The sequence below is a fragment of the Rhizobium subbaraonis genome (assembly GCF_900220975.1).
Classification (GTDB): domain Bacteria; phylum Pseudomonadota; class Alphaproteobacteria; order Rhizobiales; family Rhizobiaceae; genus Mycoplana; species Mycoplana subbaraonis.
The window spans coordinates 38,862-63,739 of sequence record NZ_OBQD01000022.1 but is presented as its reverse complement, the minus strand read 5'-3'; the positions used below and the strand labels follow the sequence as shown (position 1 = coordinate 63,739).

General features: G+C 63.6%; 26 protein-coding genes. 23 read left to right on the top strand and 3 right to left on the bottom strand.

Going from position 1 to position 24,878, the window contains the following annotated elements; genetic code table 11:
- Nucleotides 1-37 precede the first annotated feature (37 nt).
- The 7 genes from CRO48_RS25855 (at nucleotide 38) to CRO48_RS25825 (ending at nucleotide 6,306) form a co-directional block, all read left to right on the top strand.
- Complete coding sequence (locus CRO48_RS25855; protein WP_176526900.1) at nucleotides 38-1,009, top strand: thiamine pyrophosphate-dependent dehydrogenase E1 component subunit alpha; 972 nt, start codon at nucleotides 38-40, stop codon at nucleotides 1,007-1,009.
- 2 nt (nucleotides 1,010-1,011) lie between these two features.
- The gene (locus CRO48_RS25850; RefSeq protein ID WP_097142646.1) at nucleotides 1,012-1,986 is read left to right on the top strand and encodes an alpha-ketoacid dehydrogenase subunit beta; all 975 of its coding nucleotides are present in this window, start codon (nucleotides 1,012-1,014) and stop codon (nucleotides 1,984-1,986) included.
- Between the two features lie 12 nt (nucleotides 1,987-1,998).
- On the top strand, nucleotides 1,999-3,333 hold the full coding sequence (locus CRO48_RS25845) for an acetoin dehydrogenase dihydrolipoyllysine-residue acetyltransferase subunit (RefSeq protein ID WP_097142645.1): 1,335 nt from the start codon (nucleotides 1,999-2,001) through the stop codon (nucleotides 3,331-3,333).
- A 77-nt stretch (nucleotides 3,334-3,410) separates the two neighbouring features.
- On the top strand, nucleotides 3,411-3,734 hold the full coding sequence (locus CRO48_RS25840) for an NIPSNAP family protein (RefSeq protein ID WP_097142644.1): 324 nt from the start codon (nucleotides 3,411-3,413) through the stop codon (nucleotides 3,732-3,734).
- A gap of 2 nt (nucleotides 3,735-3,736) precedes the next feature.
- The gene (locus CRO48_RS25835; RefSeq protein ID WP_097142643.1) at nucleotides 3,737-4,600 is read left to right on the top strand and encodes a hypothetical protein; all 864 of its coding nucleotides are present in this window, start codon (nucleotides 3,737-3,739) and stop codon (nucleotides 4,598-4,600) included.
- Between the two features lies 1 nt (nucleotide 4,601).
- A complete protein-coding gene (locus CRO48_RS25830) occupies nucleotides 4,602-5,525 on the top strand; it encodes a 3-hydroxyacyl-CoA dehydrogenase NAD-binding domain-containing protein (protein WP_097142642.1) in 924 nt (307 codons plus the stop codon).
- A 25-nt stretch (nucleotides 5,526-5,550) separates the two neighbouring features.
- Nucleotides 5,551-6,306, top strand: a complete 756-nt coding sequence (locus CRO48_RS25825; RefSeq protein WP_097142641.1) for an SDR family oxidoreductase — start codon at nucleotides 5,551-5,553, stop codon at nucleotides 6,304-6,306.
- A 6-nt stretch (nucleotides 6,307-6,312) separates the two neighbouring features.
- Here CRO48_RS25825 and CRO48_RS25820 read toward each other — a convergent pair whose 3' ends face one another.
- On the bottom strand, nucleotides 6,313-7,074 hold the full coding sequence (locus CRO48_RS25820) for an NAD(P)-binding domain-containing protein (RefSeq protein WP_176526899.1): 762 nt from the start codon (nucleotides 7,072-7,074) through the stop codon (nucleotides 6,313-6,315).
- A gap of 107 nt (nucleotides 7,075-7,181) precedes the next feature.
- Here CRO48_RS25820 and CRO48_RS25815 point away from each other — a divergent pair, with 107 nt between their 5' ends.
- The 7 genes from CRO48_RS25815 to CRO48_RS25785 all read left to right on the top strand — a co-directional run bounded on the left by CRO48_RS25815 (nucleotide 7,182) and on the right by CRO48_RS25785 (nucleotide 14,077).
- On the top strand, nucleotides 7,182-7,940 hold the full coding sequence (locus tag CRO48_RS25815) for a GntR family transcriptional regulator (protein WP_097142639.1): 759 nt from the start codon (nucleotides 7,182-7,184) through the stop codon (nucleotides 7,938-7,940).
- Nucleotides 7,941-8,086: 146 nt separating this feature from the next.
- The gene (locus tag CRO48_RS25810; protein WP_097142638.1) at nucleotides 8,087-9,196 is read left to right on the top strand and encodes a branched-chain amino acid ABC transporter substrate-binding protein; all 1,110 of its coding nucleotides are present in this window, start codon (nucleotides 8,087-8,089) and stop codon (nucleotides 9,194-9,196) included.
- A gap of 156 nt (nucleotides 9,197-9,352) precedes the next feature.
- Nucleotides 9,353-10,303, top strand: a complete 951-nt coding sequence (locus CRO48_RS25805) for a branched-chain amino acid ABC transporter permease (RefSeq protein ID WP_097142637.1) — start codon at nucleotides 9,353-9,355, stop codon at nucleotides 10,301-10,303.
- Nucleotides 10,303-11,298, top strand: coding sequence for an ABC transporter permease subunit (locus CRO48_RS25800; RefSeq protein WP_097142636.1), 996 nt, complete (start codon nucleotides 10,303-10,305; stop codon nucleotides 11,296-11,298). Before CRO48_RS25805 ends, CRO48_RS25800 begins: the two co-directional genes overlap by 1 nt.
- On the top strand, nucleotides 11,295-12,125 hold the full coding sequence (locus tag CRO48_RS25795; protein WP_097142635.1) for an ABC transporter ATP-binding protein: 831 nt from the start codon (nucleotides 11,295-11,297) through the stop codon (nucleotides 12,123-12,125). The genes CRO48_RS25800 and CRO48_RS25795 overlap by 4 nt, the downstream gene beginning before the upstream one ends.
- Nucleotides 12,049-12,798 carry an ABC transporter ATP-binding protein gene (locus CRO48_RS25790; RefSeq protein WP_097142634.1) on the top strand — a complete coding sequence of 250 codons (750 nt, stop codon included), beginning with the start codon at nucleotides 12,049-12,051 and terminating at the stop codon, nucleotides 12,796-12,798. The genes CRO48_RS25795 and CRO48_RS25790 overlap by 77 nt, the downstream gene beginning before the upstream one ends.
- Entirely contained in the window at nucleotides 12,791-14,077 is a 1,287-nt protein-coding gene (locus CRO48_RS25785; protein ID WP_097142633.1) for an NAD(P)/FAD-dependent oxidoreductase, read from the top strand. The genes CRO48_RS25790 and CRO48_RS25785 overlap by 8 nt, the downstream gene beginning before the upstream one ends.
- An 82-nt stretch (nucleotides 14,078-14,159) precedes the next feature.
- On the opposite strand, the gene CRO48_RS25780 is transcribed toward CRO48_RS25785, so the two are convergent.
- Together CRO48_RS25780 and CRO48_RS25775 are read right to left on the bottom strand one after the other, a co-directional pair.
- Nucleotides 14,160-15,473: a type I glutamate--ammonia ligase gene (locus tag CRO48_RS25780; RefSeq protein WP_097142632.1), complete on the bottom strand. Its 1,314-nt coding sequence runs from the start codon at nucleotides 15,471-15,473 to the stop codon at nucleotides 14,160-14,162.
- Complete coding sequence (locus tag CRO48_RS25775) at nucleotides 15,463-16,371, bottom strand: MurR/RpiR family transcriptional regulator (RefSeq protein WP_245423671.1); 909 nt, start codon at nucleotides 16,369-16,371, stop codon at nucleotides 15,463-15,465. The genes CRO48_RS25780 and CRO48_RS25775 overlap by 11 nt, the downstream gene beginning before the upstream one ends.
- A 149-nt stretch (nucleotides 16,372-16,520) precedes the next feature.
- Here CRO48_RS25775 and CRO48_RS25770 point away from each other — a divergent pair, with 149 nt between their 5' ends.
- The 9 genes from CRO48_RS25770 (at nucleotide 16,521) to CRO48_RS25730 (ending at nucleotide 24,780) form a co-directional block, all read left to right on the top strand.
- Nucleotides 16,521-17,336, top strand: coding sequence for an N-formylglutamate amidohydrolase (locus tag CRO48_RS25770; RefSeq protein WP_097142631.1), 816 nt, complete (start codon nucleotides 16,521-16,523; stop codon nucleotides 17,334-17,336).
- The gene (locus CRO48_RS25765; RefSeq protein ID WP_097142630.1) at nucleotides 17,326-17,976 is read left to right on the top strand and encodes an isochorismatase family cysteine hydrolase; all 651 of its coding nucleotides are present in this window, start codon (nucleotides 17,326-17,328) and stop codon (nucleotides 17,974-17,976) included. The genes CRO48_RS25770 and CRO48_RS25765 overlap by 11 nt, the downstream gene beginning before the upstream one ends.
- 127 nt (nucleotides 17,977-18,103) lie before the next feature.
- Nucleotides 18,104-19,273 (top strand): ABC transporter substrate-binding protein, encoded by a 1,170-nt coding sequence (locus CRO48_RS25760; protein ID WP_097142629.1) that lies wholly within the window; start codon nucleotides 18,104-18,106, stop codon nucleotides 19,271-19,273.
- Between the two features lie 144 nt (nucleotides 19,274-19,417).
- A complete protein-coding gene (locus CRO48_RS25755; protein WP_097142628.1) occupies nucleotides 19,418-20,152 on the top strand; it encodes an ABC transporter ATP-binding protein in 735 nt (244 codons plus the stop codon).
- Nucleotides 20,145-20,852: an ABC transporter ATP-binding protein gene (locus CRO48_RS25750; RefSeq protein WP_097142627.1), complete on the top strand. Its 708-nt coding sequence runs from the start codon at nucleotides 20,145-20,147 to the stop codon at nucleotides 20,850-20,852. The genes CRO48_RS25755 and CRO48_RS25750 overlap by 8 nt, the downstream gene beginning before the upstream one ends.
- A 3-nt stretch (nucleotides 20,853-20,855) precedes the next feature.
- On the top strand, nucleotides 20,856-21,746 hold the full coding sequence (locus CRO48_RS25745; protein WP_097142626.1) for a branched-chain amino acid ABC transporter permease: 891 nt from the start codon (nucleotides 20,856-20,858) through the stop codon (nucleotides 21,744-21,746).
- 13 nt (nucleotides 21,747-21,759) lie between these two features.
- Nucleotides 21,760-22,788, top strand: a complete 1,029-nt coding sequence (locus CRO48_RS25740; protein WP_097142625.1) for a branched-chain amino acid ABC transporter permease — start codon at nucleotides 21,760-21,762, stop codon at nucleotides 22,786-22,788.
- A complete protein-coding gene (locus CRO48_RS25735; RefSeq protein ID WP_097142624.1) occupies nucleotides 22,785-23,453 on the top strand; it encodes a cysteine hydrolase family protein in 669 nt (222 codons plus the stop codon). Before CRO48_RS25740 ends, CRO48_RS25735 begins: the two co-directional genes overlap by 4 nt.
- A 13-nt stretch (nucleotides 23,454-23,466) precedes the next feature.
- The gene (locus CRO48_RS25730) at nucleotides 23,467-24,780 is read left to right on the top strand and encodes an aspartate aminotransferase family protein (RefSeq protein WP_097142623.1); all 1,314 of its coding nucleotides are present in this window, start codon (nucleotides 23,467-23,469) and stop codon (nucleotides 24,778-24,780) included.
- The last annotated feature ends 98 nt before the right edge of the window (nucleotides 24,781-24,878 follow it).

Below are 24,878 nucleotides of genomic sequence, written 5' to 3'. Positions count from 1 at the left end.
TTTTGTATTAAATTCCTGCATGCATTTGGAGGCACCCTTGAAGAACACACCTTCAGTAGAAGAGCATCTGGAGATCTACCGGAAGATGCTGCTGGTCCGGCATCTCGAAGAGGGCCTCGGCGCCCTGCACAAGGAAGGACGCACACGCGGCCCGATCCATCGCTGCGACGGGCAGGAGGCTGTCGGCGTTGCCGCAACCGCCGTGCTTGAAGCCGGGGACAAGGTGGCGACCACGCATCGCGGCCATGCCGTCTATATCGGCAAGGGCATGAACCCCTATCCCGTTATTGCTGAAATCTTCGGCCGTGCCACCGGCGCCTGCGCCGGCCGCGCCGGTCACATGCTGGTCGCGGATGCGGAAAAGGGCGTCATCGGCGGCAACGCCATCGTCGGCGCCGGCATTCCGGCAGCCGCCGGCATGGCGCTTTCCATGCAGGTGCTCGGCCAGAAGAACGTCGCCATGTGCGTCTTCGGTGACGGCGCGGCCCAGACTGGCATCTGTCACGAAGCGATGAACATGGCGGGCCTCTGGAAGCTCCCCGTCGTCTTCGTGCTGGAACACAACCAGTTCGGCCTTACCGTGCCATCCGACGTGCAGTCCCCCGTCGAAGATCTTTCGGTTCGCGCGGCAGGCTATGCGATGCCGGCCGAGATCGTCGACGGCAATGACGCGGTCGCGGTTTATCGCGCGGTTTCTTCGATGGTCGATCGCGCCCGCCGCGGCGAAGGCCCCGGCATGGTCGAGTGCAAGACCTATCGCCTGGAAGGCTTCTCCACCTCGGATATGGGCGGCTACCAGAAGCCGGAGGATATCGCCCGCTGGAAGGAGCGCGATCCGCTGCTCGTTTCGCGCAAGGCGCTTCTGAGCGAGGTCGGCGAGACAAGGCTTGCCGAAATCGAAGCTGCGGCAAAGGCGGAAGTCGACAAGGCCTTTGCAACTGCGCTCTCCGATCCGATGCCCGAGTTCAGCATCGATGAAAATTGCAATCCCTACAGCGAGGCGCTCTGAACATGGCCCTTATGCGATATGCCGAAGCCCTCAACGCCGCGCTTCGCGAGGAAATGCTGGCGGATCCGTCCGTCTTTCTCTTCGGCGAGGACATCGGCCGCTATGGCGGCGTCTTCAAGGTATCGAAAGGCCTGATGGAGGAGTTCGGCGAGAGCCGCGTTCGCGACACGCCGATCTCGGAGCAGGCGCTGACGGCCATGGCCGTCACGGCCGCGATGACCGGCACCCGGCCGGTGCTCGAGATCATGTATGCGGACTTCGTTCCGCTGACGCTTGACGCCCTTGTCAACCAGGCTTCGATCTACAACTACATCTGGAACGGCCAGGTAAAGATGCCGTTCGTACTGCGCACGCAGGGCGGCGGCGGTGCGGGCGCCGGCGCGCAGCATTCCAAGGCGCTGGATTCGATGCTCGCCCATATCCCCGGCATCAAGGTCGTCGCACCGTCGACGCCGGCCGATGCGAAGGGCATGCTGAAGGCGGCGATCCGCGACGACCAGCCGGTCGTGTTCCTGGAGCACAAGCTTCTCTACAACGTCCGCGGCGAAGTCCCGGACGGCGACGTGATCGTGCCGCTCGGAAAGGCCGCGACACTGCGCGAAGGTGGCGACGTATCGATATTTGCCACGTCGAAGATGGTTGTGGAAGCCAAGAAGGCCGCCGAAATGCTTGCCGCGGACGGCGTTTCCGCCGAAGTCATCGACCTGCGTTCGCTACGCCCGCTCGACGTCAATGCCATCGTGACCTCGATCGCCAAGACGCACCATGCGGTGGTGGTCAACGAGGGTTGGCGCTTCTGCGGCTATGCGGCCGAATTGTCGGCGACGATCATGGATCACGCATTTGACGAACTCGATGCGCCGGTTGCGCGCGTGACGCTGCCCGACATGCCGATTCCCTATTCCGAACCGCTTGAGGTGGCGATGCTGCCCAATGCGGAAAAGATCCGCGCAGCCGCGCTTGCAACGCTGAAGTAACGGAGACGCGGAATGGCGAACCATCCGATCAGCATCGAAAGCGCCGGCGGCGAGTACATGGAATCCGTGCTCGTGCTCGGCTGGGCGGTGAGACCCGGCGAACCGGTGACGGCCGGCCAGTTGATTGTCACCGTGGAAACGGCCAAGGCCGCAACCGAGGTCGAAGCAGAACGCGACGGCTGGCTCGCAGAAACCTTCTTCGTTGAAGGCCAGGAAGCGCCGGTCGGCGCGGTCCTGGGCACCATCTCGGATACGAAACCCGCAGACGCTTCGGCTGGCGGGCCGAAGCCCCGACCTCCGGCCGCCACAGCGCCGGTCCTGGCCGCGGCCACGGCCGAAGGTGCCTCCCGTGAGGCAGGCGCACCTGTCGCGGTGGCCGGAGGTCGGGTTATTGCAAGCCCGCTTGCGCGGCGCCTCGCAAGAGAAGCCGGCCTCGACCTTTCCGGCATCGCAGGTTCCGGTCCGCGCGGACGCATCAAGCAGCGCGACGTGGCCGCGGCCTTGTCCGAAAGGGCCGAACAGCCGGCAATGCCTTCGACGGTCGCTTCCGCCGCGTCGCCAACAGCGCCCATGGCCAGGGTCGCACCGCAGGCACCGGTGGCTTCCAGTGTCGCGCGCCATGCCGAACCGGTGATCCTGCTGCACGGCTTCGGTGCCGACCGTTCGGCATGGCGGCAGGTGTTGCCGCTTCTGCCGGCCGATTTCGAGACGATCACGCTCGACCTGCCCGGCCACGGCGCTGAGACCGGCCGCACCGCGCAGGGGATCGAAGACCTGGCGCTGGACGTCTCCGACCGGATCGAAGCGCTGGGCATCGAGCGGGCGCACCTCGTGGGCCACTCGCTCGGCGGCGCCACGGCGCTGGCATTGACCGCGCTTGGCCGCGTCGCGGTCCGGTCGCTGACGTTGCTTGCCCCGGGAGGGCTGGGCCCGGAAATCAACGCCGGCTTCATCGGCGGCCTGACCCGCTCGACGACCGCCGAGGCACTGGAGCGCTGGCTTGCCGTCATGGTTGCCGACCCAAACGTTCTGCCACAGGGCTATGCGCGTGCCGTTCTGAGAAACATGGAGCGGAGCGGGCAGCAAGCGGTGCTGGCAGGCCTTGCCGAACGGCTCTTTGCGGGCGGCACGCAGGCTTTTGATCTGCTGGCTGCTCTCCGGCGGGTGTCGGTACCGACGCGCATCGTGTGGGGCCGCTCGGACCGGGTGATCCCGCATGAGCACAGCCTGCGCGCGCCGGGCTCTGCGGCGGTCCACCTGCTCGACGGCGTCGGCCACGTGCCGCAGATGGAAGCGCCCGAACTCACCGCGCGCCTCATTTCCGAAACGCTCCGCAGTGCGGGCTGACCGGCGCCTGGCAATACGTCATCGCCGTTCCGCTGCGCGGGGCGGCACAGTGCCATCGATCCCGAAGGAGTACGAAAATGATCTTTGATCATCGCACCTACACGGCCCGCCCCAACATGTTGCCGCACTTTCTCAAGCTCTACGAGGATGTCGGCCTGCCGATGCAGCGCCACTATCTGGGAGAGCCGTTCGGCTTCTTCCAGACGCATATCGGCGATCTTTCCCGCACCGTGCACCTTTGGAAATACGACAGCCTCGCCGACCGCGAGGAGCGCCGCGACCGCATGGAGGCCGATCCGGAATGGCAGGCCTACCGCCGCAAGGTAATCGAGACGGACTACCTGCTCGACATGCGAAACCAGATCCTCAAACCCGTCTCCTTCTTCAATCCCGGAAAGTAAGCATGGACCTCATATTTTCGGCCGAAGGCCAGAGCTGGCCACTGCGGCTGAACGGCAGTGCCGAACGCACCCAGCGCGCTCTTCTGAACGCGCTGCCGCTGCCGTTGCAACTCCACACACCCAAGATCGCCGGAAGCCATATCTACTGGCACGCGCCGTTCGTGGAAGACGTCGAAGGCGGCACTCATGTGCTCTCGGCAGCGCCGGGAGCGTTTGTGTACTGGCCTGTCCGGCAGTTCCTGGAAATCACCTTTGCCCCCTTGCAGGCAGAAAACGCGGAGATCACCGTCCTTGGTTATCTCGATGCCCCGATCGAAGGCATCGCGGCACTGGCCAAGACGCTGAAGCATGAGCAGGGCCGCCGCATCCTGAGCGGAACGCTCGAGCGGGCCGACCGGCAATCGGCTGCATTCGAAGCGACCCCGCTGCTGCCAGCGGACATTCTGTCGGCACGCGCGAAACTCTGGGCAGCCTGCCCGGCAGACATCAGCGGCATTACCGCCTCGCGTGCGATCATGCACCCGGCCGGGCCGGTCTTCGCAGCAGAGGCCGAAGCACGGGTTCTTCATGAGCTTCTCTGGTGGGTTCGCGCCGAGCGCGGCAAGCGGGACGAAGGCGTCCTGCGGCAGACGGCGGCGCTGGCCCTGAACAAGACTGCGACGCGCCTTCGCGACTTCTGCCACATGGAAGAAACGCCGGCGCTTCTGTTCCGTCTGGAGGCGGCGATGGCGGAAGATCTGTCGTTCGATGCCCTCATCGATGAAGCGATCCTCGTCGCCGGCCGCATCGGCGCCTGGATCGACCTCCTGATACCGTGGAACGACGTCAACGAGGCCTTCCGTAAAGCCCTGAACCGAGGAAACTGAAATGCAAAAGCTGCCGGTCGGCATCGTTGGTTTTGGAGTGATCGGACAACGTTGGGCGGCGGCATTTTCCCATGCCGGCCATCCCGTGCGCGTGTACGATCCGGTGGACGGCCGCACGCAGGCGTTCCGGTCTGCGCAACCGGGGCTGATGGCCGATCTGGACGCGGTCAGCGGCCGCATAGCGGAGCCCGGCCAGGTCGAAATCTTCCCGACGCTGGCGGAGGCACTCGCCGGCGTCGGTTTCGTTCAGGAAAACGGCCCGGAAGACCTGTCCCTGAAGCGGCGACTGCTTGCAGAGATCGAGGCGCATATTGATGACGACGTGGTGATAGCTTCGTCGTCTTCCGCGCTGATCGTATCCGACATGCAGGCGGACTGCCGGGTGCCCGGCCGCATCGTCCTGGGCCATCCCTTCAATCCGGTGCATCTCATGCCGCTGGTCGAGATCGTCGGCGGGCGCGACACGACCGCGACGGCGCTTCTGCGGGCGCGTACCATCTATGAAGCGATCGGCAAGAAGCCGGTCGTTCTCAACCGCGAAATCACCGGCCACCTCGCCTTGCGCCTCATGGGGGCGATGTGGCGCGAGGCGATCGCGCTCGTGCGCGACGGCGTGGCGTCCGTCGAGGATGTCGATCGCGCGTTCATGTACGGTCCGGGTCCGAAATGGACGTTGCAGGGCTCCTTCATTTCCAATCAGCTGAATGCGGACGGCATGGAGGATTTCCTCCGGAAGTACGGCCCGACCTACCAGGCGATCTGGGATACGCTTCTCGATGCCAAGCTGGACGACGAGACGATCCGCACCGTCACCGGTTCGACCGAGCAGGCCGTCCGCGGCCGTACCCAGGCAGAACTGAAGGACGACCGCGAGGCCGGTCTCGTCGGGATCCTGAAAACGATCGCCGAACGCGGCGCCCTCTGAAAACCGCAATGTCGAGGTGAAAACCATGGAATATCGCACAGCCCTGGTGACGGGTGCCTCCAAGGGGATCGGCGCTGCAATCGCTGCGGCACTGGTGAACGAGGGCCTGACGGTGCACGCACTGGCGCGCGACCTGTCGGCACTGGAAAGTCTCGCCGAGCAGCTCGGCCCGCGCATGAAGCCTCTGGCGGCGGATGTACGCGACCACGAGGCCATCGCCCGGCAGCTGGACGGCGTTACCGTCGATGTGCTCGTCAACAATGCCGGCGGGCTTGCGACCGTTCGCCCGCTGCATGAGCAGAGCGCGGAGGAGACGGCGGAGGTTGTGTCGCTGAACCTGACAGCCCCGCTGCAGATGATCCGTCTTGTCCTGCCGGGCATGATCGAGCGAGGGCGCGGACACATCTTCAACCTGACGAGCACGGCGGCCGGTGCGGTGTTTGCCGGCACGACGACCTACGGTGCTGCGAAGGCTGGCCTGTCCCAGGCGGGACGGATCCTGCGTTACGACCTCGCCGGCACGGGCGTCCGGCTGACGGAGATCGCTCCGGGACGCGTCGAGACGGACTTCTACGTGAAGGCCTTCGACGGCGATCGGGAGCTGCTGCGGGACCGAATGTATACGCGGCAGAGGCCGCTCCGGCCCGAGGATGTCGCATCGGTCCTTGTCTCGGCGCTCCGCCTGCCGGATCATGTAGACGTTGCCGAGCTGATGGTCACCCCGAGCGAACAGGCCGCGGGTGGGCACACCTATCCCGATGCGCCCGGACGTCAGGCCTGAAGCCTGTCAGGCCGTTCCGCTGTCCCTGATAAGGCGCGCATGCACCGCTTCGCAGGCCGCCTGCCAGAGCGCAGGCTGGCCACCTGCGGCAAGCACGTCGAGTCCCAGTTCGGTGATGCCGCCCGGGGTCACCAGATCGGCCAGAAGCGCGTCCATCGGATCGGGCTTTTCATCGATCAGGCGGCCTGCCGCCACGAATGTCAGCGCAACAAGGCGGCGCATCGCCTGCGCGTCGGCGCCCTTTTGCGCGGACCATTCCGCGGTTCGCCGGATCAGGTCCTGGGCCCAGCCGTAGACGGCGGCGTTGACGGTGGCGACCTCGAAGTCGGCCTCGCTTGCGAGCGGTATCACGGGCCCCAGACGCTCCAGAACCATGTTGGCCTCGGCGATCGCGGGAAAGCAAACCGTCGGGCTCGCATTGATCTCCGCGGCCGTCAGCGGCATTGCACGGAGGGCCCGCGCCGGCGCGACCGGCAGACACTCGAGCGCAACGCCGGCGCAGGCGGAGATCAAGACCTGCCCCTCTCGCCATGGCAGCCCGGCAACGGCCGTGGAAGCGTCTGCCGGGCGGACCGCAAGCAGGACGACGTCGGCCTGCTCGACGAGCGACCGGTTGTCGGCAGCCAGCGGAATCGCATGTCGGGTCGAAAGCTCCTGCCCCTTTCCGCGTGGAGACAGGAGGATGCTGGCCGGGTCCAGCCCCGACTTCAGCAAACCCGCGAGCATGGTCGCGGCGAGATGCCCGACGCCAAGGATACCAAGTATCATCATCAACTCCTCAAGGATGTGCCGCGGCTTGCCAACCGCATGAAACTGGGGGAAAGGTGCATCACCAACTGTCGACAACGCGCACACTGAAGCGCGCCGGAGGCTCCATGAACGAACAATCCGAAACCATCGCCATGAGCGAATCTCCAGCCGAGGGCGAGACGCGCAGATCGGCGGACAGCAGCGAGCGGGCGTACAACACGATCCGCAAGCTTCTGGTGGAATTCAAGCTGAAACCCGAGGAGCGCATCAACGAGGTCCAGCTTTCCCGGAGCCTCGGCGTATCCCGTACGCCGATTCGCGAGGCCCTGAACCGTCTCGCCTCCGAAGGGTTCGTTTCCCTCACGCCGAACAGGGGCTTTTTCGTCCGCAGCCTCAGCACCGAGGGACTGCTCGACCTCTACGAGTTGCGTACCATCATCGAATGTGCCGCCTTCAGGCTGATGTGCCAGCGCGCGGAGGACGACCAGCTCGAGCGGCTGCGCGCCTACTGGACCGCCATCGTCGAGGGTTACCAGGACCATCCGCCGGATGTCATCCTCGCGGAAGACGAGGGGTTCCACCTGCTGATCGCCGAGCTCTCGGGAAATCCCGAGCTTGTTCATCAGCTGTCTTCCATCAATGCGCGCATCCGCTTCATTCGGCGCATCCAGATCGAACACCGCACGCACGACAAGGCGCAGGTCAGCTCTCACTCGGCCATCGTCGAGGCCGCGATGAACCGGGATATCGAACGCGGTGTCGAACTCCTGCGCAATCATATCGAGATGACGGTCTCCGCGACGCAGCAGGCCTTGAAGGACGCTCTGCTCAAGGTTTTCGCCCCCGGCGACGCATCCTCGAAGACGCGCCGCCGAAGGGCCTGAGGAAGAAGAACTAGCCTGCGCAAAGATTGAACGCAATAGTGTCGACACTTTCTTGACGGCGGCCCAATAGTCTGCTTCGATGATCATCAGCAAGGAAACCGCATGAGCTTCCTGGCTGGAACAGATTGCAAAAAAGGGGAATCGCCATGAAATTTGCCGCCTCACTCTGCCTCGGCGTATCGCTACTCGCCTCGCATGCGCTCGCAGATGAAGTCACGATCGGGCTGGCTGGCCCGCTGTCCGGCCCGCAGGCCTATTTCGGCTCGACCTGGCACAACGGCTTCAAGCTCTACGTCGATCAGCTGAATGCTGCAGGCGGCGTGAACGGCACGACCATTGCCATCGACCAGCAGGACGACAAGGCTGATCCGCGTGAAGGCACGCTGGTCGCGCAGAAGTACTGCGACAACGATGACGTCGTTCTCGGCCTCGTCAACTTCAACTCGGGCGTCGCCCAGTCCACGCTGCCGATCTACGAGGATTGCTCCCTGCCGACCATGACCTTCGGCTCCAATCCGGCGCTGACGCAACAGGGCTACAAGTTCATGGTTCGCCCGGTTGCCAACGACCTCGCAGGTGCATTGCTGCCGGCCGAATACGCGCTTGGGGAACTCGGCGCCAAGAAGGCAATCGTCGTCAACGACAAGCAGGTTTTCGGTCAGGGTATCTCGGAAATCTTCGCCAATAACTTCACCACCGGTGGCGGCGAACTGCTGGACACGCTTGCCATTGCCCCGACCGACGTCGATTTCACCGCCGTCCTGGCCCAGATCAAGAGCAAGAGCCCGGATGTGATCTACCTTGGTGCCGTGATGCCGCAACTCGCGCTCTTTGCCAAGCAGATGCATGAGCAGGGTGTGACGGCCACGCTGCTGGTGCCGGATGGCGGCTATACGCCGGACTTCATCAGTCAAGCCGGCGAAGCCAACGTCCAGGGCGCGATCGTGGCGATCCAGGTACCGCCGATGGATGCGTCCCCGGACATCGCCGCGTTCGGCAAGCTCTACAAGGAGAAGTACGGCGAGGAAGCCGGTCCCTACTCGATCTACGGCTACGTCCAGGCGCAGATCCTCGAGGAAGTGCTGAAGACCACCAAGGGCTTCAGCCGGGAAGAGATGAACGACGCCCTCCACGCCGTAAAGGTCAAGACGGCAGTCGGCGAACTCGAGTTCGACGAAGTGGGCGAGCTGAAGGTCGCCCCGTCCTATCTCTACAAGGTAGAGGGCAAGGACTTCATGATGATCGGCTCGAAGTAAGTCGCGTCAAGAGTGCATAGGCCGGAGCAATCCGGCCGGTACTGTCGTCGTGCGACTGGCACGGCCGCCAAAAAAATGGCGTGCCGGTCGCACATTCCTATCCTCATCCCGCGCCGCGAAGTGTGTCGGCAGCCGGATACCTCGGACAGGACACCCATGCTGGGAACCATTATCCAACAGACGGTCAACGCTCTCACGATCGGCTCGATCTATGCCTTGATCGCCCTCGGCTACACCATGGTCTATGGCGTGCTGCGCATGATCAACTTCGCCCACGGCGAAATGTTCATGCTTGGCGCCTACGCCGCCTTTCTCGCGCTGACCCTCGTGGTCGGAGATATCGGCGCTGTCGGCGCCATCGCCCTGACGCTGGTCTTCTTCGGCGCCATCGTTGCCGTCGGTTTTGTCGGCGTCGGCATCGAGAGGCTGGCATACAGACCTCTGCGAAACTCGACGCGGCTTGCGCCGATGTTGTCGTCCCTCGGCGTCTCGCTTTCGCTCGTCACCGGCGTACAGATCCTGGCCGGACCGCAGCCGGTGGGCTTTCCGAGCTTCTTCCCGACGACCCGATTCGACGTCTTCGGCGGTACCGTGACTCTGGTGCAGATCGGTATCCTGATCGCCGCGTTCATCCTGATGTTCGGCCTCTACACGCTCGTCAATCGCAGCCGCATGGGCATCATCGTGCGCGCCGTCTCCGAGAGCCGGCCAACAGCGCAGCTGCTCGGCATCAACGTCAATCTGGCGATCTCGATGGTCTTCTTCTCCGGTCCGCTTCTTGGTGCGGCCGGCGGCATCCTGTATGCGAGCTACTACGGCATCATGTCGCCGACCATGGGCGCCGTGATTGGCTTGAAGGCGTTTACCGCGGCAATTCTCGGCGGCATCGGCTCGATCCCGGGCGCCATGCTCGGTGCCTACATCCTCGCTTTCGTCGAGGTTGGCGGCACGGCACTTCTGCCGGTCGTCTCCGGCGGTGTCCTCGGCACCGAATATCGCGACGTGCTCTCCTTCGCCATTCTCATCCTCGTTCTGCTCATCCGCCCGGCCGGTATCCTCGGCGAACCGGTCTCGGAGGAGAGCATGGTCTACAAGAGGGAATTCTGATGTCCGCCGTCGACACTCCCGCAGCAGCCGAGCCGCGGACGCGCAGGATCATCCCGCTCCTCGTGTTTGCGCTTGCGGTTGCCCTCCTCGTCGCCACGCCGTTCCTGCCGAACTATCACATCCGGGTCATCAACGGCTTGCTGATCTACATCCTGCTCGGCATCGGCCTCAATATCGTCATCGGCTATGCAGGCCTTCTCGATCTCGGCTTCGTGGCCTTCTATGCGGTCGGCGCCTATACATACGCGCTGCTCGCAAGCCCGCAGTTCGATCTCCACCTACCCTTCCTGCTGATCCTCCTGATCGCGGCCTTCCTCGGCATGCTCACCGGCATATTGCTCGGCATTCCCGTCCTGAAGCTCAGGGGAGACTACCTGGCGATCGTGACCCTCGGCTTCGGCGAGATCATCCGCATCGTGATGAACAACGTCGACTGGCTGACCGGCGGACCGCAGGGCATCGCCCGCCTCGACAAGGCATCGGTCTTCGGAATCGAGTTCGCACGTCCTGTCGAGATCTACTTCCTGCTTCTCGTGATCGTCTTCACCGTCGCCGTTCTGGTCTGGCGCATGGAGCGGTCGATCCTTGGCAAGGCATGGGCCGCAATCCGTGAAGACCAGGACGCCGCGCGCGGCATTGGCATCAACACGACCAATGCCAAACTGGCCGCATTTGCGACCTCTGCCAGCATCGGCTCCATCGCGGGTGTCATCTTTGCCGCCTCGCAGCGCTTCGTCAGCCCGGAAAGCTTTACGCTGCAGGAGTCCGTTCTGATCGTTCTGATGATCGTCGTCGGCGGGATCGGCAACATCCTCGGCATCGTTGCGGGTGCCACGATCCTGATCCTGCTGCCGGAGGTGCTGCGCGAATTCGCCGAATGGCGCATTCTCTTCCTCGGCCTGCTCATGATCGTTCTCATCATCATTCGTCCGGCCGGCATCGTGCCGCGCAGCTTCGGCCCGGATAAACTCATTCGGGGGCTGTTCGGAAAATGACGCTCATCTTCCAGAATATCCGCAAGCAGTATGGCAGCAACGTCGCGATCGACGACGTCTCGACAGAGTTCGTGCCCGGGCTGATCCACGGCATCATCGGGCCGAACGGTGCGGGCAAGTCGACCCTGATCAACATGACGGCTGGATCGTATGCCGTATCCTCCGGGGCGATCGTTCTCGACGGCAGGCAGATGCAGAGCCTGAAGAAGTACGAGATCGCCAATTCGGGCATCGCCCGCACCTACCAGAACATCCGCCTGTTCGATCAGATGACGGCGCTCGAAAACCTCGAGGTCTGCTATTATCCGACGGAAGTTGGGGCGACGTGGCGGGAGGTTCTGTGGCCGCCGTTCGGCCGGAGCCAGCGCGAGCGCAGACGCGAAGCCTGCATGGAGATACTGCGGTTCTTCAATCTGCAGGGCTACGCTTCGGCCGAGGCCGGCAGCCTGCCCTACGGTCGCCAGCGCATGCTCGAGATCGCGCGCGCGCTGGTCATGAACCCGCGGGTTCTGTTGCTGGACGAGCCGGCGGCCGGGCTCAATCACCACGAGACGGCGGAACTGACGGCCAAGCTCGCCGAGCTGCGCTCGCCCGACCGCATCATGATCATCGTCGAGCACGACATGGATCTCGTGATGACGCTCTGCGATCGCATCGTGGTCATGCATCACGGCAAACTTCTCTTCCAGGGCACGCCCGCCGAGGTGCAGGCAAACCCCGACGTCCAACTTGCCTATCTGGGGACAGCCAATGACATCGACGAAATCCGCGCCGCTGCTCAAGATCGCCGGGCTAAGCTCGGGATACGGGCGCGTCAGCGTTCTTGAAGGGATCGACCTCGAGGTCGACAACCAGGAAATCGTCGTCATCCTCGGCCCGAACGGCGCGGGAAAGACGACCCTCCTGAACTCGATCTCGGGTGTCGCGCGGGCGACGACGGGAAGCATCGTCTTCGACGGCAAGGACATCACCGGCGCAAGGCCCGAGCAGGTCGTCCGCATGGGGCTCGTGCATTGCCCGGAGGGTCGCCAGATCTTCCAGCGCCTGACGGTCGAGGAAAATCTCGTTGCTGCCCATATCGGCCGCGGCGGCAAGAGCTTCGAAGCGCTCCGCTCTGACGTGTTCGACCTGTTCCCGGTGCTGAAGGAACGGCGCAACGGGATGGCGAGCCGCATGTCCGGCGGGCAGCAGCAGATGCTGGCGATCGGCCGTGCACTCATGGCCGAACCGAAACTGCTGATGCTCGACGAGCCGTCGCTGGGCCTCGCCCCGAAGATCATCCACCAGATCTTCCGGATCATTCTGGATCTTTCCCAGACCGGCATCTCCATCCTGCTCGTCGAGCAGAACGTCCAGCTGGCGCTGGAATGCGGCGACTACGCCTACCTGCTGAACACGGGGCGGGTCAGGGTTCACGGACCGTCACAGGAAATCGCCGAGCACTCCGCCCTCAGCGACCACTATCTCGGTAGCGCTACCGAGGAAGTCCTCCATGTTTGAGGTGGACTGGAAGACGCCACACCTGTGGCGCAAGACTGCGAAAGCTCGTCCTGTGTCGCCGGAACTCCAAGGCGATCATCATACCGATGTGCTTGTCGTGGGCGGCGGCTTCACCGGACTTGCGGCAGCACTCGGCGCGCGCGACAGCGGCGTCGACGTGGTACTCCTTGAAGGCAACGAGATCGGCTCGGCGGCATCGGGACGCAACAACGGTCTCGTCATCTCGCATCACTCCAAGGCCTCCCCTTCCGAATTCGAGGCTGCATTCGGTCGCGAGATCGGCGAACGGTTCAACCGCATGGTGGCGGATTCGGCCGGTGTTGCCTTCGGCCTGATGCAGCGCTTCGGCATCGATGCCCACCAGGTGCAGGAAGGCTGGATCCAGCCCGCCCACACCGAGACGACGCTGGCCCGCGCCCGAACGTTCCATGACGAATGGAAGGCGTTCGGTGCCAACGTCTCGTGGCTCGACCGTGATGAGATTTCGGCGCGCATAGGCAGTCCCTATCTCGGCGGCTGGATCGTCCACAATTCCGGCCACATCAATCCATTCGCGATGACGATCGGGCTTGCCGACGCACTGACACGCGAAGGCGTGGCGATTTTCGAAAACTCCAGGGCGACCGGAATCGAGAAGGTGGCTGCGGGCTGGCGCGTGCGCACGGCCAGGGGCAGCGTGACGGCACGGGAAGTCGTGCTTGCCACCAATGCGCTGACAGGCGACATATGGCCCGGCCTGAAACGCACCCTGGTCCCGTTCAAGGTGTTTCAGGCCGCGACCGATCCCCTGCCCGAAGACGTCCGGGCAAGGATCCTTGTCGGCAATCCGGCCGTCTCCGACATGCGCAACGATCTGCGCTATTTCCACTATGACTGTGACAACCGGCTTGTGAGCGGTGGCACCCATACGTTCTGGCACAACGAAGCCGAACGCGGCCTTGCCAAGGTGTCGCGCATGCTCGGCAAGGCTTTTTCCGCCTTTGGCGGCGAGCCTCGGATGAGCGAGTACTGGCATGGAACGTTCGCCGTTGTGCCGGATCGCCGGCCACGCCTCTACCGGCTTGCGCCGGGCCTGGTCTTCGGTGGCGTCTATTCCGGGCGGGGCGTGGCTCTGTCCATGTCTCTGGGGCAGGAGTTGGGACGGTGGGCTGCGGGACGGCGGACGGATGCGCAGATGTCCCTGCCCGTGACCGGTATGAAACCGGTGGCCTTCCATCCGATCGCGACACAGATCGCAAACCGCATGCACGCCTGGAACCGCTTCCAGGACCGGGAATAGGCGCCGGGAGGCGCCATTGTGCCCAGGGATATCCGCAGCATCGACAGCCGCCCGCTCGGGCGGCTGTCTTTTTCTCCTGAGCTCAGTACGCCGCTTCGTAGGCGGCACAAATCTCGGCCTGCGTCTTTCCTGCCAAGTAGGCGATCTCGCCTTGCTTGTGCTTGACGTAGACGTCGGCAAAGCCCTCCGGGAACCAGCTGCAGACGGTCGCATTGTTCCGGAAGGAGGCCAGCGCTGCCTCGAGCGTCTGCGGCAGCCGGACGTAGCCGCGGGCGGCGAGTTCTTCCGGCCCGAGTAACGAAAGGTCCTCCTGGGTGGCTTCTGGCACTTCAAGGCCTTCCTCGATGCCCTGCACGCCGGCATGGACGATCGCGGCAAGTGCGAGGTGCGGATTGGCGGCGGCATCGGCCGCGCGGAACTCGAAGTTGAACTGGGCGGCCTTGGCGATATCGCTCATGTCCGAGACCGGGCAAATTCGCACCGAGGCCTCGCGATCGCGGAAGCCGAGATTGTTGAAGGCGGCACTCCATCGATGCGGCGTCAGCCGGAGATAGGAGACGACGCTGGGCGCGGTGATAGCGATGATCGAATCCATATACTTTAGAACGCCGGCTACGAACTTGCCCGCGAGATCGGACAGGTCGTGCTTGCCCTTGGGATCGTAGGTCGCCGGATTGCCGGCTGCATCAAGCATGCTCAAATGCACATGCACGCCGTTGCCGACGCCTGCGGGATCGCGGATCGGCGTGAAAGTCGGGTCATAGCCCAGCTCCCGGGCGACGAGGCCGACCAGTTCGCGCGTAATCAACGAATGGTCCGCAATCGTGACGCCCTTCTGCGGCCCCATGGTGACTTCGAACTGGCCGCTGCCGAATTCCTTCAGGATCGTGTCCGGCGTGACGCCGGCATCGCGCATGGCAGCCACGATGGCTTCGCAGAAATGGCGTTCCTGCTGGAAGCTGCCCAACGTAAAGGCTCCGCCCACTTCGGACGTCAGGTGCTTCAACTGGAATTCGTGCTCGAAGGCGCCGAGCAGTGTGACGCCCCCAACGCGCTCTAGCCTTTCAAGGGCGGATTCGAGAATGGAGCGGGTGCAGAATTCCCAGGGCCGCCCGTCGGTGTAGCGGATGTTTCCGAGAACGAAGTTTTCATTCGGCGCGTCGTCTTCGCTCTCGATGCTCACGCGCGTGGCAGCATCCGGGATCAGCACGAGATCGCCGAGCGAGCCGAAGGGGCTGTCGGCGATGGCATCGAAGCAGGTGATCTGCACATTGGTGGGCGTCCAGCCCACACCCCGCTTCAGGCGCTTCTCCATTTGGTCCAGCGGAAAGGCCTTGCCGCGGACCTTGCCCGAAAGGTCGCCGCAGCACGCGACCATCATTTCCTCACGTTTCATCCATTTCCCCGTTCATGCTGTCCTGGTCATATCCCGGCATCGCAAAGCGAATGCCGTCCCAATCTTTGATCCGCTTCTGCGTGGCGCTCCAGTCTGCCTCGGAGACGCGCACGATCAGCGCCTCGACGAGGGCAATCGCAGCGGCCACCGTGTCCCATGCGGTGCCGGCATCGATCGGCAGCGCCACGATATGGTCGGCGCTGCGCGCGGCAGGCGACATCCATTTGTCGGTCACCACGACGACGGTCGCACCGCGATTGACAGCGATGGTCTCGGCAAGGCGGCAGAGGCTCGGCTGGTAGCGGCGAAAATCGAACAGCAGTACGACGTCCTTCTTGCGCATCCGCAGGACGTGCTCGGGCCAGAATTCGGGATTGTCGGAGATGTGGTAGATTCCGCTGCGGATCTGGCGGAGGTGGATCGACAGAAAGGACGCGATGCTGTCGCTGACACGTCCGCCCAGCAGGAAGATGTTGCGGGAGGGATCCGCCAACAGCGCGGCGAGGATGTCGAACTGCGCCTGCGAGACGGTCTCCGTCATCTCCTGCATGACGGCAGAAAGGCGCGCGACGTATTCTGCCAGAAATTCCGAATGCCCGACGGGCTTCTGGCTCGACATGAGATCGAGAGGGGAGCGCTGCCCCTCCTTCAACTCGGCAATGAGTTGACGCTGCAGGTCCTGAAAGCCGCCACAACCGATTTTGCTGACGAAGCGGGTGATGGAAGGCGCACTCACCCCCGTTTTGGCGGCAAGCTCCTGGATGCTCTCAAGCGCCGTAAACGGATAATCGGCGAGGATCGCATTGGCGATCTTTCGCTCGCTTGCCGTCAGTTGTGCGGCGGAGTCCCTTATCCTCGTGCGGATCGTGGATGACTTTACATGGTTCACCGGTTGCATTCCCCCAGTTGCGATCGATATTGCGCTATGAAAAAAAATAGTCAAACGGAAAAATATGATTGACTATGATTGATAAATTTCCTTGAGTGCCAACCATACTATCCCGCACCGGTAACGACGTCGCCGGAACATGAACAGATCGGGTTTCCATGCCGAGTATCGCGGAACGCGACACGACGAAATTGCTGCTGGCCGGCGATCCCGAGCCTGTCGAAAGGGTCAACCTTCAGGGCGGCTCTGCCATTTTTCTGACCTGCGAGCATGCCGGGCGCGCCGTGCCCTCCGCTCTGGGCGACCTTGGCGTGGCCAGTGACGAGATGGATCGGCATATCGCCTATGACGTCGGCGCCGAAGGCCTGGCGCATGCGCTTTCGGAGCGCCTGGGCTCAGCCCTCGTGCTCCAACGCTACAGCCGCCTGGTGATCGATTGCAACCGGCCCTTCGAGGCCGACGATTGCGTTGTGCTGCGCAGCGACGGAACGAGGGTGCCCGCCAATGCTGATCTTGGCGAGAGCGACCGTCTTCGTCGTTATGCCGAAATTCACGAGCCTTTGCACGAAGCTATCAAAGTGGCACTCGATGAGCGCCAGGCGGCCGGTCGCCCGACGGTGCTCGTATCGGTGCACAGCTTCACGCCGGTCATGCGCTCGACCGGCGCCGTACGGGATTTCGAGCTCGGGCTTCTCTACAATCGCGACGGGCGCTTTGCGAGGCATCTGGCTGAGGCGTTTGCCGCGGCCAATCCGGATTCCTCCGTCCGACTCAACGAACCTTACGTCGTTGACGACCAGTCCGACTATACGATTCCTGTCCATGGCGAGAGGCGCGGCCTGCCGCACGTTCTCATCGAAGTGCGCAACGATCTCATCACGGACGCCCGCGGACAGCAGGAGTGGGCCGACAGGCTTGCCGAACCGCTCCGCCGCGCCGCCGATATGCTGAAGGAAACGACCTATGGCCGCTGAACACCTGACCACCCGCGAAGTTGCGCTCGATCCGGCTGCGTCCGCGATCCTCTTCATCGACGTCCAGAATTTCTCGGTCCGCCGCGATGGTGGCGAGTTCAAGGACGTCTCCGACGCCGACATCGCCGGCAAGTACGGCTATTACTTCCAGCGCATCGGCGAGGTTGCCATTCCGAACATGCAGCGGCTGCTGCACGGCTTTCGCAAGGCCGGCATCGAGGTGCTGCACACCACGATTGAGAGCCTGACGAGGGACGGCCGCGACCGCAGCCTGGACTACAAGATCACCGGGTTCAACGTGGCAAAGGGGTCATGGGACGGCAAGGTCATCGACGAACTGGAGCCGCTCGAAGACGAGATCGTGTTTCCCAAGAGTTCGTCCAGCGTCTTCGTCTCCACGCATATCGACTATGTCCTGCGCAATCTCGGCGTAAAGCAGCTCGTCCTTTGCGGCCTTCTGACGGATCAGTGCGTGGAATCGGCGATCCGCGACGCCTGCGACCTCGGCTACCTGGTGACGCTGGTGCCGGATGCCTGCGGCACCTATTCCGAGGAGCGGCACGAGACGTCACTTCGCGCCATAAAGGGCTATTGCCGCCAGATATCGACCGATGCGCTGCTGAAGGAAATCGGCCAATAATAGGAAACTGCGCATCAAGCATGGGACGAAACAAGGAGACCTCCGCAAGCGGACCCCAGCAGAAGAAAAAGACATGTCCGCGCAACAGCTTTAGTGCCGTGATGGCAAAAGAAAGGGGAACCACGCTATGAAATCGACTTCCAAACTACTTCTGGCAGCAGGTCTTGCGCTTGCGGGCACGTCGGCGCTCGCGGCCGACGACAAGATCGTCATCGGCGGCGCGCTTTCGATGACTGGTATCCAGGCACCGCTGGATACACCCGGCTATAACGGCGCCCTCGTGGCCGTGAAATACCTCAACGACAATGGCGGCGTGCTTGGCAAACAGGTCGAGTTCATCAACATCGACGGCAAGTCTGATCCGGTCACCGTCGGCAACGTCGCCGTCGAACTGATCGACAAGGGCGCGGAGGTCATCGTGGCGCCCTGCGACTTCGACTTCGGATCGCCGGCCGGCCGTGAGGCACAGTCGGCCGGCCTCGTCGGTATCTCGACCTGCGCTTCCGATCCGCTCTATTCATCGTGGTCACTCGGCGACAAGCAGTTCACGCTGTCGATGTGGAACACGACGATGGGGGCCACGGCGGCGGACTTCGCCGTCAAGGAGAAGGGCTGGAAGACGGCCTATGTCGTTACCGACCAGTTCATCGCCTACACCAAGTCGCTCTCGAAGTACTTCGTCGAACAGTTCAAGGCGAATGGCGGCGAGGTCATCCTCGAAGACACCTATACCAACGGCGACAACAACTTCTCCGCCCAGCTGGCGCGCCTGCAGGCGCTCGGCAAGAAGCCGGACGTGATCTTCGTCTCCTCTTACGGCACGGACATCGGTGTCATCATCCGCGCACTGCGCGAAGTCGGCTACGATGCGCCGATCCTCGGTGGCGACGCCTATGATGACCCGGCAATGCATGAAGCGCTCGGCGAGAAGTTCGGCAACGACGTCTATTTCGTCACCCACACCTGGATGGGGCCGGAAGCGCATCCGGACATGGCAAAGTTCATTGAGCTCTACACCGCCATGCACGGCAAGGCGCCGGACACCTCTTTCGTTTCGACGGGCTGGGACACTGTCATGCTGATCGCCGAAGCCATGAAGGCGGCCGGCTCCACCGATGGCGCGGCCGTCGCCAAGGCGCTCGAGGACGGCCAGTTCAAGCTCCTGACCGGCGACCTCGACTATGGCACCGCGGAAGAAGGCCACGTACCGAACAAGGCCGCAGCCATCATCGAGCTCAAGGGGGGCAAGCCGAGCTTCGTGGGATGGCGCAAGCCCGAATCCCTGCCGAAGCCCTGATCGCCCACATAGGGTCGGTCCTGCGCATGCCGCCCCAACCGGAAACGGTTTGCCGGGCATGCGCGGGCCAGGCGCCCGCAGCGTCTCATCCAGTCGATGACGCGCGGTGCCCGGAAAGACCGGCTCATCACCTTCGGATAAGCCATGTCTGAAACGCGTCTCGCGGTAGCCGATGTGTCGGTGGAGTTTACCGGACTTCGTGCACTCGATCATGTATCGCTGTCGGTCGAAACCGGCGAAGTCGTCGGCCTCATCGGGCCGAACGGCTCCGGCAAGACCACGCTCGTCAATGCCATTTCCGGCCAGGTCAAACTCGCCACCGGCACGATCACCGCTGCCGGCGTCACCCTGTCCGGCCTCTCTCCGCGCGCGATCGCCTTGCACGGCGTTAGCCGATCCTTTCAGATCGTTCGCCTGTTCAATGCCATGACCGTGCTTGAAAACGTCGAGGCCGCGGCTCTCGCCAAGGGCGCCTCCCGTGCGGTTGCCCGAGAGCGGGCGGAAGCGCTGCTGGACGAGTTCGGGCTTGCCCCCAAGGCCGACGAGCTTGGCGACAGCCTCAGCTACGGCGACAAGCGCCGCGTCGAGATCGCCCGCGCGCTGGCGGCCGAACCGAAGTTTCTGCTTCTGGACGAGCCCGCGGCGGGGATGAACGACGCGGAGACCGAGACGCTGCTGCACACCCTTGCCGCGCTGCCTAAAAAGAGGGGACTCGGTCTTCTCATCATCGACCATGACATGGGCCTGATCATGCGCCTCTGCCACCGGCTGCATGTGCTTGCTTCCGGACGCACCATCGCCGAAGGTTCCGCCGCTCACGTTCGCGCACATCCGGCCGTCATCGAGGCCTATCTTGGAAAGGGTACCGTCCATGCTTGAGGTGCGCGACCTTTCCGTCAGCTATGGCGCCATTCGCGCGGTGCGGGGCATCAGCTTCTCGCTCGGCAAGGGAGAACTGGTCAGCCTGCTTGGCGCGAACGGTGCCGGCAAGTCCTCGACCATCAAATGCATTGCCGGCGCGCTCAAGGCGTCCGGCGGCACCATCACGCTGGAAGGCAAAGACATCACCACCTCCAGCCCCGAACAGGTGGTCCGCACCGGGCTGGCGACGGTGCCCGAGACCCGTGACGTCTTCCCCGATCTAACCGTCGCAGAGAACCTCATGCTCGGCGCCTATCTCCATCGGCGGGACGTGGCCGGCAACCGCGACAACCTGGAGCGGATGCATGCGCTCTTTCCCCGCCTTTCCGAGCGATCGAACCAGGCGGCGGGCACGCTGTCGGGCGGCGAGCAGCAGATGCTGGTCATCGCCCGCGCGCTGATGTCGCGTCCGAGCGTGCTGCTGCTCGACGAGCCCTCGCTCGGCCTTGCGCCCGCGATCGTCGAACGCATCTTCGAAATGATCGAGACGCTGAAGAAGTCCGGCCTGACCATCCTGCTCGTCGAGCAGAACGTGAACCAGGCGCTGGCTGTCGCAGATCGCGCCTATGTCATGCGGCTCGGCTCGATCGTCGCCTCCGGCACGGCGGACGAGATCCGCTCGACCAGCGACCTCAGCGCGCACTACCTGGGGAGCTGACCCATGGCCTTTACCATCCAGTTCATCATCGACGTCCTCAGCCTCGGCGGCGCCTATGCGCTGATGGCGCTCGGTCTCGTGATCATCTACGGCATTCTGCGGCTGGTTAACTTCGCCTACGGCGAACTGATCATGGTCGCGGGCTACACCATGTATCTTTCGAGCGGTTCCGGCCTCCCGTGGATCGTCATGGCCGCGCTCGCCGTCGCCATGGCGGTGGTGTTCGGCATCTTCACCGACTACGCCGCCTTCCGGCCGGTCCGCGCCAAATCGGTCACCGCCGTGTTGATCACCTCGTTCGCCTTCTCCAACCTCTTGCAGAATGCGGCACTTCTCTTCATCTCGCCGCGCCCACGCAACGTGCCGCTGCCGCCGATCTTCTCGCAGACAGTCGAGATCGCAGGGGCGATCACCCCGGTGCGCAACCTGATCACGATAGCTGCATCGATCGTGCTTCTCGCCGCCGTTGCTTACCTGATGCGCAAGACCACGCTTGGCATCGCCATGCGCGCGGCGGCCACGAACTTCACCATGGCGCGCATGCTTGGCGTTCCCGCAAACCTCATCATCTCCTCGGCATTCGCCCTTTCCGGTTTCCTAGCCGGCGTCGTCGGCATCCTCTGGATCGGTCGCATCGGAACCGTCGTGCCCGGCGTCGGGCTCGAACCGTTGCTCGTCGCCTTCATCGCAACGGTGATCGGCGGAATGAGGAGCCTGCCCGGCGCCGTCGTTGGTGGCTTCCTGCTCGCGCTCATCGACACCACCTTGAACTACACCCTGCCGCAGGACCTGCTGAAGTTCCGCGACGCCTTCACCTTCACCCTCGTCATCCTGATCCTGCTCTGGCGGCCGGCGGGCCTCATCAAGGGTCCGGCGAGCGGCCAGCGGACCTGAGGAGCGCGCAACAATGAAGCATTCCTATATCACTGCCGCCCTGCTGATCGGTGTCATCGTGGCCCTCGTCGTCGGAACGGAACTGCTCGGCATCCGGCTTTATGACCGTATCGTCACGAATCTTCTTATCTCGCTGGTGCTCGTCATCGGGCTGCAGACCTTCATGGGCAATTCCGGCCTCCTGTCCTTCGCCCATATCGGCTTCATGGGCTTCGGCGCCTATACATCCGCCGTTCTCACCATTCCGGCGCAGATGAAGGGCATGGCGCTGCCCGACCTCTACGGTTTCATGACAGGGGTGGAAGTTTCGCCGCTGCTCGCCATGCTGGTCGCAGGCATCGTTGCCGCAATCGTTGCCGCGATCGTCTCCTACCCGCTGATGCGCCTTTCCGATGCCGCGGCGGTCATCACCTCGTTCGCGCTGCTCGTCGTTCTCTACACGGTGATGAACAACTGGAGCGCCTTCACAAACGGTCCGCGCACCCTATTCGGCCTGCCGAAGGTCACGACCATGCCGATGGCGGCGGTCGTTGCGGCCCTCGTCGTCGTCGTCGCGCTGGTCTTCAAGGAATCGCGAACGGGCAAGCTGCTGCGCGCGTCCCGCGAGGACGAGGTTGCTGCTGCGGCCCTCGGCGCCGACATTCCGAAGCTTCGCTGGAAGGCCTTCGTGCTGGCGGCCTTCATCGCCGGCGTCGGCGGCGCGCTGTGGGGGCACTTCATCACCTCGTTTGCGCCGAAGTCGTTCTATCTGAAGGAAACCTTCCTCGTCATCACCATGCTGGTGATCGGCGGCGCGAACACCGTAACGGGTGCTGTCGCCGGCGCCATCCTGGTGACGTTCGCCTATGAGGGGCTCCGCGGCCTCGAAGGCACGCTGAACGCGACGGCCGCCGGCGCCGGACAGGTGGTCGGCCTGACCGAGATCGTTCTGGCGATCGCCATGATCGCCTTCATGGTCCTCAGGCCCGGCGGGCTCTTTCCGACCCGCGAGATAGGCCACATCCTCGCCCGCATGCGCCGCAAGAAGGAGACCTCCGCATGACCTGGAAGACCGCCTACCGATCCTTCTACTATGCCAATGCCGAAGAGCCGGAGGATATCGTCCTCGACCCGGAAACGACCGCGCTGCTGGTCATCGACATCCAGAACACCTATCTCGAACCGAAGGATACGCCCGAGGAGACCGAACGCTGGCAGCCCTTCTATGACCGCATGCGCGAGACCGTCATCCCCAATACGGCGCGGCTGATCGAGGAATGCCGCAAGCGCAAGGTGGAAGTCATCTTCGCCCGCATCGCCTGCCTGAAGCCGGACGGACGCGACCGGTCCCTGAGCCAGAAGAAGCCGGGTTTCAACTACCTGCTGCTGCCAAAGGAATTGCCGGAAGGCCAGGTCGTGCCGGAGCTGGAGCCTCGTGCAGACGAGATCGTCATCACAAAGACCACTGACAGCGCGCTGACCGGCACGAACCTGCGCCTCATCCTGCACAACATGGGCATCAAGAACGTCATCTGTTGCGGCATCTTCACCGACCAGTGCGTCTCCTCCACAGTGCGCAGCCTGGCCGATGAGAGCTTCGGCGTGGTGGTCGTTGACGATTGCGGTGCGGCGGCGACGGACGATCTGCACAGGCGCGAACTCGAGATCATCAACATGATCTATTGCCATGTCGTCCAGCTCGACGAGGTCCTGACCTTCTTCAAATAGGCGAGGAAATGCCATGTCCGGTCTCTACGCCCGCGAGAGCCAGTCGATCTCCAGAATGGCGCATCTGCGGTTCTTCCCGCAGGCGGTCGTCGGAGGCCGCGGCGCGTATCTGACCGGAGACGACGGCCGGCAGGTTCTGGATTTCTCCGCATCGTGGGGTTCGGCGAGCCTCGGCCATTCGCATCCAGCGATCTGCGCGGCGGTCAACCGCGCGCTATCGGACCAGGCCGGGGCCAGTTATCTTTCGTCGGCGAACGAGCCCTGTGTACTGCTTGCGGAAAAGCTGCTGTCGCTCGGGCCCGAGCGTGCCAGTGGCCGGGTCTGGTTCGGCCATTCCGGTTCGGATGCCAACGAGACGGTCGCGCGCATGGTTACGGCAGCCACCGGCCGTCCGCGTATCCTTGCATTCGAAGGGGCCTATCATGGCGGCACGGTCGGTTCGATGGCCGTCTCCGGGCATCCCGCGCAGCAAGGCGCGCGCGCCGCCGGCCTGACGCTCGTCCCCTACCCCAACAGCTATGCCGCCGGAAGCGCCGAGGCCGCACGGGACGCCACCCTCTCGCATCTCGAACGCCTGTTTGCGACCGAATTTGCTCCGGATGAGGTCGCCGCCTTCTTCATCGAGCCAATTCAGTCTGATGGCGGTATGCTGGTTCCACCGGACGGTTTCTTCCAGGCGGTGGAGGCGCTTTGCCGCAAGCATGGCATCCTGCTCGTCAGCGACGAGGTGAAGGTCGGGATCGGACGCAGCGGCAGGTTCCACGCCTATGAGCATTCCGGCATCGAGCCGGATATTGTGGTTTTCGGCAAAGGCCTTGGCGGCGGGCTGCCGATCTCCGCCGTCGTCGGCCCCGAGGCCCTCATGAACCACGCGGCCGCCTTCTCCCTGCAGACGGTGCATGGCAACCCTGTCTGCGCCGCCGCCGCCCTTGCCGTGCTTGAGACGATCGAGCGGGAGCGTCTCGCCGAAAACGCAACCCGGACGGGAGGCATTCTCCGCGCCGCTCTCGATCGGCTCGCCTCCCGGCATGCGCTGATCGGCGATGTCCGCGGTCATGGTCTGGCGTTGGGGGTCGAGCTTGTCAGCGATGCCGCCAGTCGCGCCCCGGCCGCGCGGGAAGCGGCGCTGACGGTCTATCGTGCCTTCGAACTCGGCCTCGTGCTGTACTACGTGGGGGTGCGATCCAACGTGCTGGAATTCACACCCCCGCTCACCGTCACCGCCGAGGAGGCGGAGAAGGGGGTGGCCATCCTCGACCAGGCGCTCACCGACGTCCGCGACGGCAAGATCGGTGAAGACGTCCTTTGCGGCTTTGCAGGATGGTAGCCTTCGACGTGCCTCTGAGAGCGGAGGCGCACCGCCGATGAAAGTCAAAGTCTTTGTCGAACGAAATGAAATTGCCCGAAAACAGCATATTGTCCGGA

Excerpts from the sequence above, each read along its gene's own strand:
- CRO48_RS25850 (WP_097142646.1), top strand. The coding sequence starts at position 1,012 with ATGGCCCTTATGCGATATGCCGAAGCCCTCAACGCCGCGCTTCGCGAG.
- CRO48_RS25845 (WP_097142645.1), top strand. The coding sequence starts at position 1,999 with ATGGCGAACCATCCGATCAGCATCGAAAGCGCCGGCGGCGAGTACATG.
- CRO48_RS25840 (WP_097142644.1), top strand. The coding sequence starts at position 3,411 with ATGATCTTTGATCATCGCACCTACACGGCCCGCCCCAACATGTTGCCG.
- CRO48_RS25835 (WP_097142643.1), top strand. The coding sequence starts at position 3,737 with ATGGACCTCATATTTTCGGCCGAAGGCCAGAGCTGGCCACTGCGGCTG.
- CRO48_RS25830 (WP_097142642.1), top strand. The coding sequence starts at position 4,602 with ATGCAAAAGCTGCCGGTCGGCATCGTTGGTTTTGGAGTGATCGGACAA.
- CRO48_RS25825 (WP_097142641.1), top strand. The coding sequence starts at position 5,551 with ATGGAATATCGCACAGCCCTGGTGACGGGTGCCTCCAAGGGGATCGGC.
- CRO48_RS25820 (WP_176526899.1), bottom strand. The coding sequence starts at position 7,074 with ATGATACTTGGTATCCTTGGCGTCGGGCATCTCGCCGCGACCATGCTC.
- CRO48_RS25815 (WP_097142639.1), top strand. The coding sequence starts at position 7,182 with ATGAACGAACAATCCGAAACCATCGCCATGAGCGAATCTCCAGCCGAG.
- CRO48_RS25810 (WP_097142638.1), top strand. The coding sequence starts at position 8,087 with ATGAAATTTGCCGCCTCACTCTGCCTCGGCGTATCGCTACTCGCCTCG.
- CRO48_RS25805 (WP_097142637.1), top strand. The coding sequence starts at position 9,353 with ATGCTGGGAACCATTATCCAACAGACGGTCAACGCTCTCACGATCGGC.
- CRO48_RS25800 (WP_097142636.1), top strand. The coding sequence starts at position 10,303 with ATGTCCGCCGTCGACACTCCCGCAGCAGCCGAGCCGCGGACGCGCAGG.
- CRO48_RS25795 (WP_097142635.1), top strand. The coding sequence starts at position 11,295 with ATGACGCTCATCTTCCAGAATATCCGCAAGCAGTATGGCAGCAACGTC.
- CRO48_RS25790 (WP_097142634.1), top strand. The coding sequence starts at position 12,049 with ATGACATCGACGAAATCCGCGCCGCTGCTCAAGATCGCCGGGCTAAGC.
- CRO48_RS25785 (WP_097142633.1), top strand. The coding sequence starts at position 12,791 with ATGTTTGAGGTGGACTGGAAGACGCCACACCTGTGGCGCAAGACTGCG.
- CRO48_RS25780 (WP_097142632.1), bottom strand. The coding sequence starts at position 15,473 with ATGAAACGTGAGGAAATGATGGTCGCGTGCTGCGGCGACCTTTCGGGC.
- CRO48_RS25775 (WP_245423671.1), bottom strand. The coding sequence starts at position 16,371 with ATGCAACCGGTGAACCATGTAAAGTCATCCACGATCCGCACGAGGATA.
- CRO48_RS25770 (WP_097142631.1), top strand. The coding sequence starts at position 16,521 with ATGCCGAGTATCGCGGAACGCGACACGACGAAATTGCTGCTGGCCGGC.
- CRO48_RS25765 (WP_097142630.1), top strand. The coding sequence starts at position 17,326 with ATGGCCGCTGAACACCTGACCACCCGCGAAGTTGCGCTCGATCCGGCT.
- CRO48_RS25760 (WP_097142629.1), top strand. The coding sequence starts at position 18,104 with ATGAAATCGACTTCCAAACTACTTCTGGCAGCAGGTCTTGCGCTTGCG.
- CRO48_RS25755 (WP_097142628.1), top strand. The coding sequence starts at position 19,418 with ATGTCTGAAACGCGTCTCGCGGTAGCCGATGTGTCGGTGGAGTTTACC.
- CRO48_RS25750 (WP_097142627.1), top strand. The coding sequence starts at position 20,145 with ATGCTTGAGGTGCGCGACCTTTCCGTCAGCTATGGCGCCATTCGCGCG.
- CRO48_RS25745 (WP_097142626.1), top strand. The coding sequence starts at position 20,856 with ATGGCCTTTACCATCCAGTTCATCATCGACGTCCTCAGCCTCGGCGGC.
- CRO48_RS25740 (WP_097142625.1), top strand. The coding sequence starts at position 21,760 with ATGAAGCATTCCTATATCACTGCCGCCCTGCTGATCGGTGTCATCGTG.
- CRO48_RS25735 (WP_097142624.1), top strand. The coding sequence starts at position 22,785 with ATGACCTGGAAGACCGCCTACCGATCCTTCTACTATGCCAATGCCGAA.
- CRO48_RS25730 (WP_097142623.1), top strand. The coding sequence starts at position 23,467 with ATGTCCGGTCTCTACGCCCGCGAGAGCCAGTCGATCTCCAGAATGGCG.